Raw genomic sequence first — 18,459 nt, 5'->3', positions numbered from 1 at the left:
GGGAACCGGTGCTCCGGGACCTGTCCGGTCGATGACGGTGGAGGAAAGCAGCGGTGCGTGCCCCACCCCGCGTCTCCGCCGTGATCGACCGGACAGGTCCTAGTGGGTGCGGTCCACGTCGTGACGATGGGTGGGAAGGCCGCGGAGAATCACCCCCGCTTCCGTCATCACCCGGTCGACGAGCTCCGCGCACGACGGCAGGTCGTCGATCACCCCGGCCACCTGCCCCGACGCCATCACCCCCAGATCCGTACGCCCCTCGACCATCGAGGCACGCAGCAGCATCGGCGTGTTGGCCGCGAGCAGGACCTGGCTCCAGGACAGGTCCTTGCCGTGCTTCATGGCGAGGCCGTCGTGGATCATCCGTGACCAGGAGAGACCGGAGATCTTCCTGAACCCGGCCGCTCGGCGCACGGCCTGGACGAGGGCCCTGGTGCGGCCGGACTTCTCCAGGGCGTCCACGAGGTCCGTACGCAGCATGCGGTGCGGGAGTCCGTCCACGGCCGTCGTGACCGTGACGTCCTTGACCGTCGCCGCCAGGTATCTCGCCTTCACCGAGTCCGGGACCGTCGAGTCGGACGTGAGCAGGAAGCGGGTGCCCATGGCGATGCCCGCCGCCCCGTACGCCAGCGCGGCCACCAGCCCCCGCCCGTCGTGGAAGCCGCCCGCCGCCACCACCGGGATCTCCACCGCGTCCACCACCTGCGGCAGCAGCACCGTCGTCGCCACCTCCCCGGTGTGTCCGCCGCCCTCGCCGCCCTGCACGATCACCGCGTCGGCACCCCAGGCGGCCACCTTCTCGGCGTGCCGGCGCGCCCCGACGGACGGGACGACGACCACCCCCGCCTCCTTCAGCTCGGCGATCAGCTCGCGGGAGGGTGCGAGGGCGAAGGACGCCACGCGCACACCCTCGTCGATGACGATCCGCACCCGGTCGCCCGCGTCCCCGGCGTCGGCGCGCAGATTCACCCCGAACGGCGAGTCCGTACGGGACTTGACCTCCCGTACGGCGTCGCGCAGATGGTCGAGCGTCATCGTCGCGGAGGCCAGGATGCCCAGCGCGCCGGCGTTCGCCGTGGCGGAGACCAGGCGGGGCCCGGCCACCCACCCCATGCCGGTCTGCACGAGGGGGTGACGGACGCCGGTCAGACGGGTGAGCGCGGTCTCCATCAGCGCCCGACCTCACCGACGCGAGGGGCACCGGGATCGACGACCTCACGGTCCCGGGCGCCGCCCGGGTCGATGACCTCGCGGATCAACTCCAGCTCCAGGGAGGTCGGTTCACGTGTGTACGGCACCTCGTCGGGGACGTACAGCTCGAAGCCCGTCGCCTCCCGCACCCGCTCGACGGTGACGCCCGGATGCAACGAGGCGAGACGCATCGAGCGGTCGGGGGTCGCGAAGTCGAAGACCCCGAGGTCGGTCACCACACGCGGGATGCGGTGGAAGCGGGTGGCGCTCGGGCCCGCGGCGGCGGCACGGTCGTACCCCACCCCGCACACCATGTCGACGTGGGCGACGAAGACGCGCGGGGAGTGCTTCGGGACCCAGTAACTGGTCGGGTTGTTCAGGGTGTTGACCGGGGCGCCGCGCACCCCCAGCAGCTGGCGCCCGGGTCGTGACCAGTCGCCGATGCAGGAGATGTTCTGGTTGCCGTAGCGGTCGAGCTGGCTCGCGCCCATCATCACGTGCCGGCGCCCGCCGGTCACCATGGTGAGGTGCTGACGGTACGGCAGCCAGCCCTCCGGAGTGCCGTCGAGACCGACCAGCATGGCCTCGCCGTCCGTCAGCAGCAGGTCGGGGGAGAAGGTGCGCTTGGCGAGGCGGGCGCCGATGGACGGGATCGGGCCCATCGGGCTCGCGAGCACTTCGCCGTTGTCCCGCCAGGCCTCGGCGCAGGCGATCACGCAGTACTCGGAGCGGGTGGGCGGGGGAGAAGGCGTGCGGGTGACCGCGGTCTCGGGGCTCATCGCTGCTCCTTGTGCCAGGCCCGCACGGCGGACTGGTAGTCCTGTTCGTCGCCGGAGAGGAACCGCTCGGCGAACTCGGCGTACGGCGTGGTGGCGTACAGCTTCTGGAAGGGCTCGTCGCGTCCGTAGTCGGGGGCGCACGACGTGAAGTGCGCGCCGTTGGGCGTCTCGACGACTCCCGTCACGCTCGACCGCTTGAGCAGCAGCGTCTGCGGTGCGGCCTCCTTGGTCAGCTCGGCCGTGTCGACGATCCGCTCACAGGAGGCGTACGCCGCGCCGGCCGCCTCGCAGAACAGGTCGTCCATGTACGGGTCCGGGCCCAGGTACTGGCCGTTGCCCGCGCGGTCCGCGCGGTTCATGTGGACCAGGGCCGCGTCCAGGCGCAGGGCGGGCATGGCAACGAACGTCTCGCCGTCCTCGTACGGCGAAGTGACCGTCCGCAGCGTGGGGTTGACCCGCATCACGTCCGAACCGAGGCCGGCCCGGACGGGGAGGAAGGGCAGCCGGTTCGCGGCGGCGTGCAGGCCCCACAGGAACATCGCCTCGTCGACCTCCCGCAGCTCGAAGGCCGCGCGCTCGCGTGCCGCGCGGTAGTGCGGTTCGAGCGGGATCGAGTCGAGGGTCGTGAAGGCGGTGACGAGGGTGCGGATCCGTCCGGCGGCGGCGAGCAGGCCGACGTCCGGCCCACCGTACGAGACGACGGTGAGATCGGTGATGTCGGACCGGAGCAGCGCTCTCACCAGGGCCATCGGTTTGCGGCGCGAACCCCAGCCCCCGATGCCCAGCGTCATGCCGCTCTCCAGCCGGCCGACGACCTCGTGTACCGACATGGTCTTGTCGCTCACCGGGCGGCCTCCTCGCCGAAGCCGGCGCGGACCCGCCCGGCGACCCCGCTGAGATTGGCCTCGAAGGTGAAGCCCTGCTCGAAGCGGTAGCTGCGGCGCACGTCCACGGGATCGATGCCGTTGATCGCGGCCTTGGCGAGCCGGATCAGCTCGCCGTCCTTGGCCGCTATCTCGCGCGCCAACTCCAGGGTGGCGCCCGGGAGTTCTTCGCGCTCAACGACCCGCCACACCGAGCCGTGCGCATGCAGCTCGGCCGCGGTCGCCGTGCGCGAGGTGTAGTACAGCGCGCGCATCAGATGCTGGGGGACCAGGCGGGCCAGATGCGTGGCCGCGCCCAGGGCGCCGCGGTCCAGCTCGGGCAGGCCGAAGGTCGCGTCCTCGCTCGCCACGATCGCGTCCGCGTTCCCCACCAGCCCGATCCCCCCGCCCAGACAGAAGCCGTGCACCGCCGCGACGACGGGCACCTCGCACTCGTACACCGCGGCGAAGGCCTCGAAGCAGCCGCGGTTGGCCCCGATGAGCGCGCGAGGGCCCGCCGGGTCGCGCTGTATCTCCTTGATGTCCACGCCCGCGTTGAACCCGCGCCCCTCGGCCATGAGCACGACGCACCGGATCCCGGGGTCGCGGCCCGCCGCGCGGACGGCGTCGGCCAGCTCGAACCAGCCCCGCACCGGCAGTGCGTTCACCGGCGGGAAGTCGATCGTGACGACGGAAATCCCCTTTTCCGGGGACGAGGTGGAGACACCCATGGGCGCATCAGCTACCTTCCACTCAACACCTTTCCACCAAACGTTTGTTAGGTGCAATCTCGAAGCTAGCAGCGAATGCATCCGCGCGGGAGGCCCTGTGGACAACGTCGACACCGTGGATCTCGGAGGCAGGACCGTCGTCGTCACGGGCGGCACCCGCGGCGTCGGAGCCGGCATAGCGCGGGCCTTCGTCAAGGCGGGCGCGGAGGTGGTGGTCTGTGCGCGCAGGCCCCCGGAAGTCCCGCTGGAGGGAATCGAATTCACGTCCGTCGACCTGCGCGACCCGCCCGCCGTGCACGCCTTCTTCGCCGCGCTGCCCCGACTCGACGTGCTGGTCAACAACGCGGGCGGCGCCCCGTACCGTCCGCTCGCCCAGGCTGACGCGGAGCGTCACGCGCGCGTGATCGAGCTCAACCTCATCGCGCCGCTGACCGCCTCGCTCGCCGCGTACGACCACCTCAAGCGGGCCAGGGGCTCGGTCGTGATGATCGGCAGCGTGAGCGGTACACGCCCCTCGCCCGGTTCGGCGGCGTACGGGGCCGCCAAGGCGGGCCTGGAGAACCTGGCCCGTTCGATGTCCGTCGAGTGGGCCCCCGACATCCGGGTCAACACCCTGGTCGTCGGCATGGTCCGCACCGAGCTGTCCCATCTGCATTACGGGGGCGAGGACGGCATCGCCGCCGTCTCCCGCACCGTCCCGCTGGGCCGCCTCGCCGACCCGTCCGACATCGGCGAGGCTGCCGTCTTCCTCGCCTCGGACGCGGCCAGGTACATCAGCGGGGCCTCGCTGCTCGTCCACGGCGGTGGGGAGCGGCCCGCCTTCCTCGACGCCGCGACCGCCAACAAAGCCGACGCCGCTACCGCTGACAAAGCCGACGCCGCGACCGCTGACAAAGCCGACGCCGCGACCGCCAACAAAGCCGCCGCCGCGACCGCTGACAAAGCCACGGAGGAGACCTGAGATGAGCGCACCGCTGTTGTGCGAGGGGCGCGTCGTGATCGTCACGGGCGCGGGGCGCGGGCTCGGCCGGGCGCACGCGCTCGCGTACGCCGCCGAGGGCGCGCGGATCGTCGTGAACGACCTCGGGGTCGGCCTCGACGGCACGCCCGGCCCGGACAGCCCGGCCGCGCGGGTCGTGGACGAGATCCGTGCGGCGGGCGGGGAAGCGGTGGCCCACGGTGGCGACGTCGCCACGACCGACGGCGCCGCGTCCCTCATCCACACCGCCCTGGAGACGTACGGGCGCCTCGACACCCTCGTCAACAACGCGGGTTTCCTGCGCGACCGGATGCTGGTCAACCTCGACGAGGACGACTGGGACGCGGTCATGCGCGTGCACCTGAAAGGACATTTCCTGCCGCTGAAGCACGCGGCGGCGCACTGGCGGGCGGCGGCGAAGGCGGGGCGGGTGCCGCGGGCCCGCGTGGTCAACACCAGCAGTGGAGCGGGTCTGCTGGGGTCGGTCGGGCAGGGGAACTACAGCGCCGCCAAGGCCGGGATCATCGGGCTGACCCTGGTCGCCGCGGCCGAGATGGGGCGCTACGGGGTTCAGGTCAACGCGATCGCCCCCGCGGCCCGCACACGGATGACCGAGCGGACCTTCGCGGAGATGATGGCGGCGCCGGGCGCCGACGCGGGCGCCGGTTCTTTCGACGCGATGGCGCCGGAGAACGTCTCGCCGCTGGTCGTCTGGCTCGGATCCGCCGCCGGTGCCGGTGTCACCGGTCGGGTCTTCGAGGTCGAGGGCGGCCGGATCACCGTCATGGAGGGCTGGCGGCCGGGGCCGAGTGCGGACAAGGGGGCGCGCCGGAGTCCGGCCGAGGCCGGGGAGACGGCGCTGAAACTGCTGGCGGAGGCGGAGGCTCCGGGGGTGGTGTACGGGGCGGGGTGATCGGCCTTGCTGTGGACCCCCGCCTTCGCCCGAAGGGCTCGTCCTCGAACGCCGGACGGGCTGGATGGTGCCGACCGGTGGCGACAGCTACGGCTGAGGGCGTCCCAGTCGGCCCAGTACGTCGGCTCCGAAGGCCTGTCGGAGCGGGTCCGGGCTTCCGCACCACAGGGACGCGGCCCGGAAGGTCTCCTCGTCGGCGCGGCGGCCGAGCGCGGTGGCCGCCTCGGTCCAGTCGTCGTTGTCGGGGTCGGCGCAGCGCAGGGCGCGGGCAGCCAGTTCGGCGCTGGGGGCGGCGATGCCGAGGGACGTCTCGAGGAGGGTGACGATCGCGGCGTGGCCCGTCTGCTGGTCGTTGCCGGCCACCGGGTGCCCGGCGGGGTCGAGGAGCTGGACCTCGATGGTGATACCGCCGTCCTCCGGGTAGCGGTGGGTGGCTGACGGGTGGCCGGGGCCGTAGGTCTGTTCCAGGCCCGTGCGCAGTTCGCTCTCCACATCGAGAGTGAGCAGGCGGTGGGCCTCGGCGAGGGCCGCTGACCGCGCCCGCGCTCCGCCCCGCAGCAGGGCGCGTACACAGCCGGGCGAGCCGCGGCGGGCGGCCGCGACGAGTGGGGGCTCACCAGTCGGGCCCGGGCGGTCGGGGTCGGCGCCGCCCGCGAGGAGCTCCGTCACCACCGCGACCTGGCCCCGTCGCACGGCCCACGTCAGCGCCGTGAACCCGAACGCCTCCACCGTGTCCGGTCCGGCCCCGGCCGCCAACAGGGCGTGTACGACTTCCGTGTGCCCGCCGCACGCCGCCCCGCACAGCGGCGCGTCCGTGCCCTGGCTGAGCCGGTCGGGCTCGGCACCCGCGGCCAGCAGCAGTCGTACGATGCCGGGCTGGTCGCTGACCGCCGCCAGATACAGCACCGTTTGGCCGTCCTCGTCCACCGACTCCGCGCCGACCCCGGATCGCAGCAGCCGTACGACCGTGTCCTCGTCACCGTCGTACACCGCGGCGAAGAGACGTGCCGCGGGCTCTTTCGTGCTCATCCCTCGACACTCGCTCGCTAAGGGCGCGGGAGGCAAAGTTTTGAGTGGTGTTCTGCCTCACCCCTTACGTGTCGCACTCCAGTACCGTCCGGCACAACGTGCAGCGGGCCCGTACCCGGCCCCGCACCGGCACTCTGATCCGCTGGTGGCAGGTCGGGCAGGGGAAGGAGACACGCAGGGGGCCGCGGCTGTCGGGGGTGAACGCGTAGGGGGCGCCGGGGTGGAGGCCCGGGGCGTGGTGGTCCTGGGCGGAGCGCCGGTCCTTCGCGTAACGGTGCCGGCCCACCCAGCCGGCCGCGGTCAGCGGGGGCTGCTGCTCGTCGCGGCGGGCCTGCGCCATGCCCTTCGTGTACGCCGTGTACGCCTGCGGGCTGGTGAACCAGATCGACGGGTCCTCACCGAACACCAGAGCGCGTTTGGCGAGGACGTAGCCGAACTCCTCCGGGGTGAGGTAGCCGAGCTTCTGTGAGGAGGCCGAGTCCTCGCGGTAGGCGTCGAGAAGCAGCCAGCCCGCGCCGAGGTAGGTCGCCGCGGTGTCCGTGAGGATCTCGTTGTCGCGGGTGCCGGGGAAGGAGAGATCGAGGCGGTGCAGATAGACGTGCATCACCTCGTGGGCGAGGGCCGCGCCGATGTCCCTGCGGTAGGTGCGGAAGCGGTCGTTGAGTTCGATGAAGTACTCGGGGCCCGCGGTGAGTTCGACGTTCGCCGCGTGTGTCATCTCGCGGAAGCTGATGATCATCCGGGCGTCCGGGAGGCGGTAGTGGCGCACCATCTCGTGGGCCACGCGCTGGGCGCCCAGATACAGGTCGTCGATGTCGCCGAAGGCCACGTCGGCGGGGGCCACGCTGGTCGAGAAGGTGTGGATGGTGTCGTACGAGAGCCGCTTGTAGAGCGCGGTGATCGCCGCCCGCACCGTGTCCAGATGCGGGTAGCCGTGCTCGACGGGTCCGCCGTTCGCCACGTCCGCACCCCCTGAAGGCGCCAGCACTTGCCACTCCACTCTAGGCGGGGTTTCGGCGATCGGAGGGGCAGGCGCACGCCCCGCCCCCTCACGTCCGCACCCGGGTGCCGCCCGGGACTCACGGGGGCCGCCCGGCGACGTATCGGCCCCCGGCCGCCGCGTCGTTGCAGGGCATACCCGCGCACCAGCCCTTCCCGCTCGTCCGCCTTGGCGCCCAGCGGCCGGGCCAGCCGCGCCTCGACCGACGAGATCTGCCCGCGCAGCCAGGCCAGATGCGCCACCTGCCCACGCCTGGCCAGCGCCCACAGGTCATGCGTGGCCTTGGTGATACTGCCCGCCCAGCGCGCCGACGACCGCCCGTCAGCCCCCGCTTGCGCACCGCCCACCCCGCCGCATCATGCGCCGGCCCTTGCCGTGACCGCTCCGCGAATCACCAGCAGCCGGCGAACCCAGAAACATCCCGACCTCGGCCAGCACCGCCGCATCCGCCACCGACACCCGCAGCCGGTCCTGGATCGCCACCCCGGCGGGACCAGGCACCACGAACGACGCCGCCAACTCCCGCAGCCCGCCCACTCGTTCCCCCTCCCCTCCGACAGGAGATCCCCGTCACGACAGTCAACTAGCAGCCCCTGCAAAGGTCACCCATTCGACCCGAGAACCCCAGTTCCCCTCTCGAAGAACGAAGGGCGGAACACGCCCCCCATAGCAGAGAGGCCCCCGCGCACAACGGAACAACCGCATCCAGCCCTGGCGCTCACGCACACTCACCAGAAGTCACTCCTGCTCAGTACGCCGGCAACAGGTGCCAACCTCCTCCTGGAGGTCGAGACCGGCGCCGCCGTCCACGAACTCCTCGTCGTGTTGCGCCGCGCCCGCGCCGACCTCGCCCCCGACGGCGACCCGGTCCTGCACGCCCTCGCCCGCGACGCCTGCCAGCCCCTGTCCGTTGCCGAGCACGCCGCTCGGCACGGCGTGACCCCCGTCGAACTGCGCGCCGCCGTCCGCCGCGCCGCCGTCCGCCGCGCCGCCGTCCGCAGCCCCAAGGACTTCCTCCTCAGCATCCGCCTGGGCCGCGCCAAGGAACTCCTCGCCGCCACCGAACTCCCCGTCGCCGCGGTGGCCAGACGCGTCGGCTACGACGATCCGGCGTACTTCTCCCGCCTGTTCACCCGCCGCGTCGGCATGGCCCCCGTCCGCTTCCGCGAGCAGCAGGCCCGCACCCTGCCCGGCGGCCGCGGCAGGCCCTAGCCGCATAGGGTTGGTCACCATGACCATCAGCAACACCAACGACAACACCACCGGCAGCACTGACAACACCGACGCGGCGAAAACCGGCGTCGACCCCGCCGTGCGCGCCGAACTCGCCCGGCTGCGCGACAGCATCGACAACATCGACGCCGCCGTCGTCCACATGCTCGCCGAACGCTTCAAATGCACCCAACAGGTCGGCCACCTCAAAGCCGCCCACCAGCTGCCGCCCGCCGACCCGTCCCGCGAGGCCCACCAGATCGCCCGGCTGCGCCGCCTCGCCGAGAACGCCAAACTGGATCCGGCCTTCGCGGAAAAACTGCTGAATTTCATCATCGCCGAGGTCATCCGCCACCACGAGCGCATCGCGGACGGCGCCGAGCCCCACGCCGCCGACACAGGGGAGTGACACCAGGCGCCCCCGGCGTGCATTCTGCGCTGAACACCCCCTGCCAGGTGTCACGAGGGGACGTCGGGCCATGCCGTCGGATGCCAAGATCCTCATCGTCGACGACCATGAGGACACGCTGTACGCGCTCGAGAGCGCCCTGGCCCCGCTGGGTTACCTCGTCAGCCGCGCCACCAGCGGCGACGAGGCCCTCAAGGAGGTCCTGCGCGGCCAGGTCGGACTGCTCCTCCTCGACGTGCGCATGCCCGGCGTCAGCGGTCTGGACGTCGTGCGCTACATGCGGCGCGTCGAGCAGACGCAGCACATCCCGATCATCCTGCTCACCGGTTTCGGCCCGGACACCGAACTGACCGCCACCGCCTTCGGCCTCGGCGTCGCCGACCTCGTCATGAAACCCGTCGACCCCTGGGCCCTGCGCACCAAGGTCCGCTACCTCTACGACGCCCATCAACGCCACCAGGCCGTCCTGGCGGAACTGCGCGAACTCCGTGCCGCCCTGCCCCAGGGATAAACACAAGGGGTCGATACGGGGTCAACACAAGGGGTGGACGCAGGGTGCGTACGCCGCGGCCATCGGGTACATACGCCGCATAACGGACCACCTCTGTGCCCTGTCCGACCCATCAGGCAGCATGTCCCCATGTCCGTACTGACGCGCGACGAAGCGCAGACCCGTGCCAAGCTCCTCGACGTCCACCACTACGGGATCGAACTCGACCTGACCAGCGGGGACGACACCTTCGACTCCCTGACCGTCATCCGGTTCACCGCCCGCGCCGACGCGGACACCTTCGTCGAGCTGAAGCCCGCCGAACTGCGCTCCGTCACCCTCGACGGACAGCCCCTCGACCCCGAGACACTCGACGAGAACCGGCTGCCCCTCAAAGGCCTCACCACCGGCGAGCACGAACTGCGCATCGACGCCGCCATGCGCTACTCCCGCACCGGCGAGGGCATGCACCGCTTCACCGACCCCACCGACGGCGAGACCTACCTCTACACCCAGCTCTTCATGGAAGACGTCCAGCGCGTCTTCGCCGCCTTCGACCAGCCCGACCTGAAGGCCGTCTTCGCACTGTCCGTCACCGCCCCCGACGGCTGGACCGTCCTCGCCAACGGCGTCACCGAACACCTCGGAGAGGGCCGCTGGCAGGCCGCGCCCACCCCGCTGATCTCCACCTACCTCGTCGCCGTCGCCGCCGGCCCCTGGCACTCCGTACGCACCGAACACCGCGGCCTCCCCTTCGGCATCCACTGCCGCCGCTCCCTGGCCCCCTACCTCGACGTCGACGCCGACGAGATCCTCGACGTCACCCGCGCCTGCTTCGACCGATACCACGAGAAATTCGACGAGCCCTACCCCTTCGACTCCTACGACCAGGCGTTCGTCCCCGAATTCAACGCCGGCGCCATGGAAAACCCCGGCCTCGTCACCTTCCGCGACGAATTCGTCTACCGCTCCGCCGTCACCGACACCGAGCGCCAGACCCGCGCCATGGTCATCGCCCACGAGATGGCCCACATGTGGTTCGGCGACCTCGTCACCCTGCGCTGGTGGGACGACATCTGGCTGAACGAGTCCTTCGCCGAGTACATGGGCTACCAGACCCTCACCGAAGCCACCCGCTTCACGGGCACCTGGACCGACTTCGGCGTCACCCGCAAACCCTGGGGCTACGACGCCGACCAGCGCCCCTCCACCCACCCCGTCGCCCCCGACCCCCACGCCGTCCCCGACACCGCGTCCGCCATGCTCAACTTCGACGGCATCTCCTACGCCAAGGGCGCCTCCGCCCTCAGGCAACTGGTGGCCTGGCTCGGCGAGAAGGACTTCCTCGCCGGCATCAACACCCACTTCGCCCGCCACAAGTTCGCCAACGCCACCCTCGCCGACTTCATCGACAATCTCGCCTCCGCCACCGAACGCGACGTACACGCCTGGGCAGACTCCTGGCTGCGCACCACCGGCGTCGACACCCTCACCCCCGAAGTCCGAGCCGAGGGCGGAAACTGGCACCTCGACATCCGGCACCTGAGCAGCCCCGGAGTCTGGTCCAAGCCCGACCCCGCCCAGAACCGCCACGGCCTCACCCACCTCACCACCCTCGAGTCGCCCGGCGGCAGGCGCCCGCACCGCATCACCATCGGCGTCTACGACCACGACCTCCACGACGCGCGCCTGCTGACCCTGCGCAAGCGCCTGGAGGCGGACCTCCCCGCCACCGGCAACATCGGCATCAGCACCGCCGGCCCACGCCCCGCCCTCGTCCTCCTCAACGACGGCGACTTCACCTACGCCAAGATCCGCTTCGACGCCGAGTCCCTCGACGCCGTCCGCACCCGCCTCTCCGGCCTGCCCGAACCCCTCACCCGCGCCGTCGTCTGGAACGCCCTGCGCGACGCCGTACGCGACGGCGAACTCCCCGCCATGGCCTACGTGGAAGCCGCCCGCGCCCACCTCCCGCACGAGACCGACCTCGCCCTCGTCCAGGGCGTCCTGTCCTTCGCGGCCACCCACGTCGCCGACCGCTACCTCGCCCCCGAAGACCGCCCCACCGCCCTCGCCACCCTCACCGACCTGTGCCGCGACCTGATCCGCCGCACCGAGGACGGCTCCAACCCCGGCCTACGCCTCACCGCCGTACGCCACTACATCGACGTCGCCGCCCACCCCGACACCATCAGCGCCTGGTTCTCCGAAGGCACCGTCCCCGGCGGCCCCGAACTCGACCCCGAGCTGCGCTGGCGCATCCTCGGCCGCCTCGCCGTCCTCGGCGCCATCGACGACGCCGTCATCGACGCCGAACTCGTCCAGGACCCCAGCGCCGCCGGCCAGGAAGGCGCCGCCCGCTGCCGCGCCGCCCTGCCCGACCCGGAAGCCAAACGCCGCGCCTGGGAGGAGATGTTCGCGACCGACGACCTCTCCAACTACCTCTTCACAGCGACCGCCCAGGGCTTCTGGCAGCCCGAACAGGCCGACCTCGTACGGGAGTACGTCAAGCGCTACTGGCCCGACGCCGTAGCCCTCGCAGCCCGCCGCGGCCCCGCCATCGCCGAAGCCGCCGGACGCTGGGCCTTCCCCACCCACGCCATCGCCCCCGAAACCCTCACCCTCGGTGAAACCTGCCTGCGCGAAGCCGACCTCATCCCGGCCCTGCGCCGCAAACTCGTCGACCAACTCGACGACCTGGCACGGGCGTTGAAGGTACGAGAAGCCTAGAAAAGGCGATGTGAACCTCGCTCCTCCCCGACGACGATGACGACACGGCGAGCTGATCGTCCCTCCGAGCCTCGGCCACGGCAGGGACGGTCAGCTCACCCAAAGGGGCGCGGGACTGTGACCTATGCGGCTGCGCCGCGCGTCCGCGACCAGCCACAAACAACCTGCCGCAGCCCGCATACCACCGTTCCCCCGGTTCCAGCGGAGCGCCTAGCACTTCCGCCTCCCGCGCACATTTCCTCCGTACGGCAGTACCCCCAAACGAGTCGGATCGTTGTCCTCTCCGGGCGTGCCGACCCGATCCGCGTACAGGCTTGAATCCCCTGCCGCGCGCCCACCGGAGGACACCCCATGAGCACGCCGCCCCTCGCCTCAGGCCCCGAAGGCCCCGACGCACTGCGGCCCCTGCTCGAAACCGTGCTCGACGCCCTACGGGACGGCGGCGAGGCCCGCGGGGGACCACTGCCCGCGGGAGGCCCGGAGGAGGTGGCGCGCCGCGTACGGGACGCCGTCGGCGACGTACTGCCCCAGCAGGGAACCCACGACGCCCTACGAACCCTCGTCCGCACCCTCGCCGAAGGCTCCGCCGACCCCGCCGACCCTTTGTGCGCCGCCCACCTGCACTGCCCACCCCTCGCCGTCGCCACCGCCGCCGACCTCGCCGCCGGCGCCCTCAACCCGTCCCTCGACTCCTGGGACCAGGCCCCGGCCGCCTCGGAACTGGAAACCCTCGTCACCCGGGCCCTGACACACGAGGTGTACGGCGCAGCAGGCGACGCCCTGGTCACCACCGGCGGCACCGAGTCCAACCAACTCGCCCTCCTCCTCGCCCGAGAAGCCCACGGCGGAGTGCAGCTCATCTGCGGAGCCAACGCCCACCACAGCCTGCACCGCGCCGCCTGGCTGCTCGGCCTGCCCGACCCCGTCCTCGTACCCGCCCCCGCCGGCACCATGGACCCCGCCGCCCTCGACGAAGCCCTGGGCGAACTGCACGGCCCCCTTCTTGTCGCCGCCACCGCAGGCAGCACCGACGCCGGGCTCATCGACCCCCTGCCCGACATCGCCGACCTCTGTGCCGCCCACGGAGCCCGCCTCCACATTGACGCCGCCTACGGCGGAGGCCTCCTCTTCAGCGACCGCCACCGCGCCACACTCGACGGACTCCACCGCGCCCACACCGTCACCCTCGACCTGCACAAACTCGGCTGGCAACCCGTCGCCGCAGGCCTCCTCGCCGTACGCGACGCACACGACCTCACCGCACTCCAACACCGCGCCGACTACCTCAACGCCGACGACGACACCGAAGCAGGCCTCCCCGACCTCCTCGGCCGCTCCCTGCGCACCACCCGTCGCCCCGACATCCTCAAAATCGCGGTCACCCTCAAAACCCTCGGACGACACGGCCTCGGCGCCCTCGTCGACCAAGTCTGCGCCCACGCCCACGAACTGGCCGACCTCGTCGAAGCACACCCCGGCTTCGAACTCTACGACCCGCCCACCCTCAGCACCGTCCTGTTCCGGCCCACCGAAGCCACCGACGAAACCGTCGCCGCCGTACGCCGAAAACTCCTCCACGACGGCCGCGCCGTCCTCGGCCGCGCCCGGCTCGACAACCGCCTCTGGCTCAAAGCCACCCTCCTCAACCCGCACACCCGGCCGAGCGACCTGGCCGCGCTCCTGAAACTGGTGGAAGGACACACACCCCGATGAGCCCGACGCCCCTCCCTCCACGCCACGAACCCGAAGCACCCCGCGACCTCGTCGGCATCGGCATCGGCCCGTTCAACCTCTCCCTCGCCGCCCTCGCCCACCCCCTCCCCGAACTCGACATCGCCTTCTACGAACAACGCCCCGGCTTCGACTGGCACCCCGGCCTCCTCATCGACGGCGCCACCCTCCAAGTTCCCTTCCTCGCCGACCTGGTCACCCTCGCCGACCCCGCAAACCCCTGGTCCTTCCTCAACTACCTCAAGGCCCGCGACCGCCTCTACCCCTTCTACTTCGCCGAGCGCTTCCACATCCAACGCGCCGAATACGACGCCTACTGCCGCTGGGTCGCGGACAACCTCCCCGGACTCCACTTCGGCCACCAGATCGACGCCGTCCGCTGGAACCCCGAACGCGCCCTGTTCGAAGTCGACTTCACCCAACTCGACACCGACGAAGAAGCCGAAGCCCTCGGCCGCGCCTACACCCGCAACATCGTCCTCGGCATCGGCACCGCCCCCCACATCCCCGAACCCCTCAAACCCCTCGTCGAAGCCCCCGGCGTCCCCGTCATCCACGCCGCGGACTACCTCGCCCACCGCGAACACTTCCTCACCGCCGAACACATCACCGTCATCGGGGCGGGCCAATCAGGCGCCGAAATCTTCCTCGACCTCCTGCGCAACCGCCCCACCGGACACGAAAAGATCCACTGGCTCGCCCGCACCGAAGCGTTCGCACCCATGGAGTACTCCAAACTCGGCCTCGAACACTTCACCCCCGACTACACCCGCTACTTTCACGCCCTCACCGAACCCGTACGCGACCGGCTCGTCACCGCCCAATGGCAACTCCACAAAGGCATCGACGCCGACACCATCGCCGCCATCCACGACGAGCTCTACCGCCGCACCCTCCACGGCGGCTGGCCCGACGCCGTCCTCACCCCCGCCGTCACCGTCCGCACCGCCGGACGCGTCGCCACCACCAAAATCGAACTCCACCTCGAACACGCCCAACAAGGCGCCCGCTCCCGCCTCACCACCAGCGCTGTCGTCCTCGCCACCGGCTACCGCGAACGCCCCCTCGGCCGCATCCTCGCCGGACTCGACCCCTACCTGCGCCGCGACAGCGCCGAACGCCCCCGCGTCGACGACCAGTACCGCCTCGTCCTCGACCCGTCCATCACCGGCTCCGGCTGCCACATCCACGTCCAGAACGCCGAACTCCACACCCACGGCGTCGGCACCCCCGACCTGGGCCTCGCCGCCTGGCGCAGCGCCACCATCCTCAACTCCCTCACCGGCAAAGAGCCCTACCCGCTCCCCACGCGCACCGCCTTCACCACCTTCGGACTCGAACCCCGACCGCAGATCCCACCCGTACGACAGAACAGGGCACTCATCCCCCTCGTTGACGGAAGGTGACGGATGGTGACGGAAGGCAGGGACGCGGACACACCGACGGCGCCGACGCTTTCGCGCCGACGCCGCCGATCTCACCGCCGAAGTCCTAGAACACCGGCGTACCCTCACGCGTCAGCTTCCAGTCCACCGAAGCGAACTCCTTCGGATCCAGCGAACCCTTCGCCGTCACCCACTCCGCGATCCGCGTACGAATCTCCGTCGACTCCGCCCACAGCTCCTTCGCCGACGCCACATGCGGGAACGCGCCACCACCGTTCGCCCGGTAGTTGTTCACCGCGAACACGAACTGCTGCGCGTCATCCAGCGCCGCACCGTTGTACGTCAGATTCTTGATCCGCGAACCGACCGCCTGCGCGATGTCGATGTCGTACTGAAGACCCGACACATAGTCGTAGTTGTAGTCCGGGCGGTTGGCGGCGTTGGTCAGCTTCGCCGTGTCGATCACCTCACCCGCCGCCGTCTGCACGAAGTACTGCGCCGAGTACTCCAGGTACGCCCGCACCTGAGCACCCGTCAACAGCTTCGCGACCAGCGTGTTGTCGTACACATACAGACTCGACAGATCCCGGATCGTCACATCCCCGGCCGGGATCTCCGACGTACGCGAGAACGGCGAAGCCTGCGCGATGACAGGCAGCGACGCGTACTCCGTACCCACCAGCGCCGCCTTGACGACGTCCTCCTGCACCTTCGTGATCAGGTCGATGATCGGGGCATCCTTGTAACGCGCCTCGACCGTCGTCAGCGTCTCCGTCGCCGTGCCGACCACCTGATTGACGTACGCCACGACCACGTCGTGCTCGTCCTTCAGCAGCTTCGTGATCCTCGGGTCGTCGGCCACCGAGTTCGAGTTGCGGACCGACGCCGCCACCGACTCGACCTGCCACTTCCCCTTCTCGAAGACCAACTCGAAGTCGAACAGCGACAACCGCTCCGCATACGCCAGCGGCTCCGACAGCACGACCGTCCTGCCCGACGCCGTGTTCGTCACCTTCAGCTCAGGAATCTCCACATGCGCGTGCCCGACAAGAATCGCGTCGATCCCCGGCACCTGCTGAGCCACCAGCGCCGCCGAGTTCTCGACGTACGGCAGTTGATCACCGTACGACGATGTACCGGACGAACCGGAGTGCGCCGACACGACCACGACATCCGCACCCATGGACCGCAGCTTCGGCACCCACTTCGCCGCCTGTTCCTCCAGCCCCGGGAACGTCAACTTCCCCTGCACATACGCCTTGTCCCAGATCGCGATACCCGGGTTGGTGAGGCCGAGCACGGCCACCTTCACCGCCGGGGCGCCCGGCACATGGAACTTCTTCATGAAGTACGGAGGAAACGCCGGCTTCAGCGTCTTCGCGTCCAGCGCGTTCGCACCCAGCAGCGGGAAGTGGCACTGCGACTCGAACTTCCGCAGCGTCTCGATGCCGTAGTTGAACTCGTGGTTGCCCAGCGCCACAGCGTCATAGCCGATGGCATTCATCGCCTGCGCCATCGGGTGCACCGGACCACCCTTGGCCGTGATCGGGTCCACCTTCGCGTAGTAGTACGTCAGCGGCGTGCCCTGGATCGTGTCACCGGCGTCCAACAGCAGCGTGTTGCGACGGCCCTTCTCCTTGCGCACCGCGTTCACCAGCGTCGAAATCCGCGCCAGACCCTGAGCGTTGCCCGCCGTGTCGGAGTACTCCGCGTCCTTGAAGTAGTCCCAGTTGAAGACATGCCCGTGCAGGTCCGTCGTGCCCATCACCGTCAGGGAGTACCGCTTCGGCTTCGACGGCTTCCCGCCCGCCGGCGCCGCCGCCTGCGCGGACGGAGCCGCGACCGCACCGGTCAACGCGACACCCGCACCCGTCACAGCGGACTTCTTCAGGAACTTCCTGCGGTTCAACGGCATGTCTCAGGCTCCTCGGGAAAGGTCAACGACGCGCGTAGATTCTCACCCAACTCGCCTGCCCCGTAACAGGTCCAGTAGGTTTCGATCTGGTGACCAGAGGGCACCGCAACCACCCCCCGAGTGACAGAGTGGGACGTATGGCTCCCACCGAAACGGAACCCCAACCCGCCCTCCCCTACGGAACCCCCGACTCCCCCCGCATCGCCGTCCGCGGCGAAGCCCACCTCGAAGTCGACCCCGAAATCGCCCGCATCGGCATCACCGTCAGCGCCCGCGGCACCGACCGACGAGAAGCCCTCACCGACCTCACCCGCCGCAACGCCACCGCCCTCGACCTGGTCAAGTCCTACGGCGACGCCGTAGAACGCGTCGAAACCGGCGCCTTCTCCATCACCCCCGAACTCACCAAACACGGCCGCGGCGAACGCATCCGCGCCTACCACGGCCGCGTCCACATCACCGCCGAACTCACCGACTTCACCGCCCTCGGCGAGCTGACGACCCGACTGGCCGACCTCGACCTCACCCGCGTCGACGGCCCCTGGTGGGCCCTGCGCCCCGACTCACCCTCCCACCGCCAAGCCCGCCAGCAAGCAGTGCGCGAAGCCGTCCAACGCGCCCGCGAATACGCCGAAGCCCTCGGCACCACCCTCGCGGCCCTGGTGGAACTCGCCGACATCGGCGCGGAGAACGCGGAGCCGTACGCCTCCGGCCGAGCCATGCGCGCCATGTCCCTGGCGAGCGCCGCCACCGAGGAAGCTCCGCCCCTCGACCTCGAACCCCAGCGCCAGCACGTCTACGCCCAGGTCAACGCCCGATTCACGATGGAGCCGCCTCGGCTGTAGACGAGTCGCGGGTAAGTTGTAGATAAATGCAACCGGGGTGCAGGAAATCCATACCGCCGCTCATCAGAGCACCCCGGCGCACAATTCAACTTTTGTCAAGAAGGCTTCACGCAAAGGTTGTTGAGTAGTCATACGTAGCCAATTCCCTACCGGCCGGTAAGGCCTAGTACTCCAGCTGTAGATCGTGATCTTGCTGGCCCCGTGCCAGATCTCGGGCCGAACTGATCCCCGTCTCGATTGGTCCGGTCCGATGCGCT

At 70.4% G+C, this 18,459-nt stretch carries 14 protein-coding genes and 2 pseudogenes; 9 read left to right on the top strand and 7 right to left on the bottom strand.

Features of this window, described 5'->3' with window-relative positions:
• Positions 1–99: 99 nt before the first annotated feature.
• The 4 genes from AB0D57_RS04035 to AB0D57_RS04020 are packed head-to-tail and all read right to left on the bottom strand — an operon-like array spanning position 100 to position 3,564.
• Positions 100–1,170 carry a nitronate monooxygenase gene (locus AB0D57_RS04035; protein WP_362066714.1) on the bottom strand — a complete coding sequence of 357 codons (1,071 nt, stop codon included), beginning with the start codon at positions 1,168–1,170 and terminating at the stop codon, positions 100–102.
• Positions 1,170–1,970, bottom strand: a complete 801-nt coding sequence (locus AB0D57_RS04030) for a CoA-transferase (protein ID WP_362066712.1) — start codon at positions 1,968–1,970, stop codon at positions 1,170–1,172. Before AB0D57_RS04030 ends, AB0D57_RS04035 begins: the two co-directional genes overlap by 1 nt.
• The gene (locus AB0D57_RS04025; protein WP_362066710.1) at positions 1,967–2,815 is read right to left on the bottom strand and encodes a CoA-transferase; all 849 of its coding nucleotides are present in this window, start codon (positions 2,813–2,815) and stop codon (positions 1,967–1,969) included. Before AB0D57_RS04025 ends, AB0D57_RS04030 begins: the two co-directional genes overlap by 4 nt.
• A complete protein-coding gene (locus AB0D57_RS04020; protein WP_362066708.1) occupies positions 2,812–3,564 on the bottom strand; it encodes an enoyl-CoA hydratase family protein in 753 nt (250 codons plus the stop codon). Before AB0D57_RS04020 ends, AB0D57_RS04025 begins: the two co-directional genes overlap by 4 nt.
• A gap of 115 nt (positions 3,565–3,679) precedes the next feature.
• Between AB0D57_RS04020 and AB0D57_RS04015 the strand changes: the two genes are divergently transcribed.
• Positions 3,680–4,525 carry an SDR family oxidoreductase gene (locus tag AB0D57_RS04015; RefSeq protein ID WP_362067059.1) on the top strand — a complete coding sequence of 282 codons (846 nt, stop codon included), beginning with the start codon at positions 3,680–3,682 and terminating at the stop codon, positions 4,523–4,525.
• Position 4,526: 1 nt separating this feature from the next.
• Positions 4,527–5,456 (top strand): SDR family oxidoreductase, encoded by a 930-nt coding sequence (locus AB0D57_RS04010; protein ID WP_362066706.1) that lies wholly within the window; start codon positions 4,527–4,529, stop codon positions 5,454–5,456.
• 87 nt (positions 5,457–5,543) lie between these two features.
• Here AB0D57_RS04010 and AB0D57_RS04005 read toward each other — a convergent pair whose 3' ends face one another.
• Both AB0D57_RS04005 and AB0D57_RS04000 read right to left on the bottom strand, forming a co-directional pair.
• Complete coding sequence (locus AB0D57_RS04005) at positions 5,544–6,485, bottom strand: ankyrin repeat domain-containing protein (RefSeq protein WP_362066704.1); 942 nt, start codon at positions 6,483–6,485, stop codon at positions 5,544–5,546.
• A 64-nt stretch (positions 6,486–6,549) separates the two neighbouring features.
• Positions 6,550–7,446: a hypothetical protein gene (locus tag AB0D57_RS04000; RefSeq protein ID WP_362067057.1), complete on the bottom strand. Its 897-nt coding sequence runs from the start codon at positions 7,444–7,446 to the stop codon at positions 6,550–6,552.
• Between the two features lie 816 nt (positions 7,447–8,262).
• On the opposite strand from AB0D57_RS04000, the pseudogene AB0D57_RS03995 reads away from it, so the two are divergent.
• The 6 genes and pseudogenes from AB0D57_RS03995 to AB0D57_RS03970 form a co-directional block, all read left to right on the top strand.
• Positions 8,263–8,697 (top strand): annotated as a pseudogene (locus AB0D57_RS03995) (helix-turn-helix transcriptional regulator); the annotation flags it as partial.
• Positions 8,698–8,716: 19 nt separating this feature from the next.
• Positions 8,717–9,106, top strand: a complete 390-nt coding sequence (locus AB0D57_RS03990) for a chorismate mutase (protein WP_362066702.1) — start codon at positions 8,717–8,719, stop codon at positions 9,104–9,106.
• A gap of 70 nt (positions 9,107–9,176) precedes the next feature.
• Positions 9,177–9,605 (top strand): annotated as a pseudogene (locus AB0D57_RS03985) (response regulator); the annotation flags it as partial.
• A gap of 141 nt (positions 9,606–9,746) precedes the next feature.
• Positions 9,747–12,326, top strand: coding sequence for an aminopeptidase N (gene pepN / locus AB0D57_RS03980; RefSeq protein ID WP_362066700.1), 2,580 nt, complete (start codon positions 9,747–9,749; stop codon positions 12,324–12,326).
• 351 nt (positions 12,327–12,677) lie between these two features.
• On the top strand, positions 12,678–14,039 hold the full coding sequence (locus AB0D57_RS03975; protein WP_362066698.1) for an aminotransferase class V-fold PLP-dependent enzyme: 1,362 nt from the start codon (positions 12,678–12,680) through the stop codon (positions 14,037–14,039).
• Complete coding sequence (locus AB0D57_RS03970; RefSeq protein WP_362066696.1) at positions 14,036–15,463, top strand: SidA/IucD/PvdA family monooxygenase; 1,428 nt, start codon at positions 14,036–14,038, stop codon at positions 15,461–15,463. The genes AB0D57_RS03975 and AB0D57_RS03970 overlap by 4 nt, the downstream gene beginning before the upstream one ends.
• An 85-nt stretch (positions 15,464–15,548) precedes the next feature.
• Here AB0D57_RS03970 and AB0D57_RS03965 read toward each other — a convergent pair whose 3' ends face one another.
• Positions 15,549–17,357 (bottom strand): 5'-nucleotidase C-terminal domain-containing protein, encoded by a 1,809-nt coding sequence (locus tag AB0D57_RS03965; RefSeq protein ID WP_362066694.1) that lies wholly within the window; start codon positions 17,355–17,357, stop codon positions 15,549–15,551.
• Between the two features lie 137 nt (positions 17,358–17,494).
• On the opposite strand from AB0D57_RS03965, the gene AB0D57_RS03960 reads away from it, so the two are divergent.
• Positions 17,495–18,202, top strand: coding sequence for an SIMPL domain-containing protein (locus tag AB0D57_RS03960; protein ID WP_362066692.1), 708 nt, complete (start codon positions 17,495–17,497; stop codon positions 18,200–18,202).
• Positions 18,203–18,459: the final 257 nt, after the last annotated feature.

The sequence above is a fragment of the Streptomyces sp. NPDC048275 genome, from assembly GCF_040652275.1.
GTDB lineage: Bacteria > Actinomycetota > Actinomycetes > Streptomycetales > Streptomycetaceae > Streptomyces.
The sequence above is the reverse complement of the archived record's forward strand: the minus strand, read 5'-3'. Positions and strand labels throughout refer to the sequence as shown.

What these genes read in the sequence shown, in the direction of transcription:
- AB0D57_RS04035 (WP_362066714.1), bottom strand. Translation starts at nt 1,170, where the DNA reads ATGGAGACCGCGCTCACCCGTCTGACCGGCGTCCGTCACCCCCTCGTG.
- AB0D57_RS04030 (WP_362066712.1), bottom strand. Translation starts at nt 1,970, where the DNA reads ATGAGCCCCGAGACCGCGGTCACCCGCACGCCTTCTCCCCCGCCCACC.
- AB0D57_RS04020 (WP_362066708.1), bottom strand. Translation starts at nt 3,564, where the DNA reads ATGGGTGTCTCCACCTCGTCCCCGGAAAAGGGGATTTCCGTCGTCACG.
- AB0D57_RS04010 (WP_362066706.1), top strand. Translation starts at nt 4,527, where the DNA reads ATGAGCGCACCGCTGTTGTGCGAGGGGCGCGTCGTGATCGTCACGGGC.
- AB0D57_RS04005 (WP_362066704.1), bottom strand. Translation starts at nt 6,485, where the DNA reads ATGAGCACGAAAGAGCCCGCGGCACGTCTCTTCGCCGCGGTGTACGAC.
- AB0D57_RS03990 (WP_362066702.1), top strand. Translation starts at nt 8,717, where the DNA reads ATGACCATCAGCAACACCAACGACAACACCACCGGCAGCACTGACAAC.
- pepN (WP_362066700.1), top strand. Translation starts at nt 9,747, where the DNA reads ATGTCCGTACTGACGCGCGACGAAGCGCAGACCCGTGCCAAGCTCCTC.
- AB0D57_RS03975 (WP_362066698.1), top strand. Translation starts at nt 12,678, where the DNA reads ATGAGCACGCCGCCCCTCGCCTCAGGCCCCGAAGGCCCCGACGCACTG.
- AB0D57_RS03970 (WP_362066696.1), top strand. Translation starts at nt 14,036, where the DNA reads ATGAGCCCGACGCCCCTCCCTCCACGCCACGAACCCGAAGCACCCCGC.
- AB0D57_RS03965 (WP_362066694.1), bottom strand. Translation starts at nt 17,357, where the DNA reads ATGCCGTTGAACCGCAGGAAGTTCCTGAAGAAGTCCGCTGTGACGGGT.
- AB0D57_RS03960 (WP_362066692.1), top strand. Translation starts at nt 17,495, where the DNA reads ATGGCTCCCACCGAAACGGAACCCCAACCCGCCCTCCCCTACGGAACC.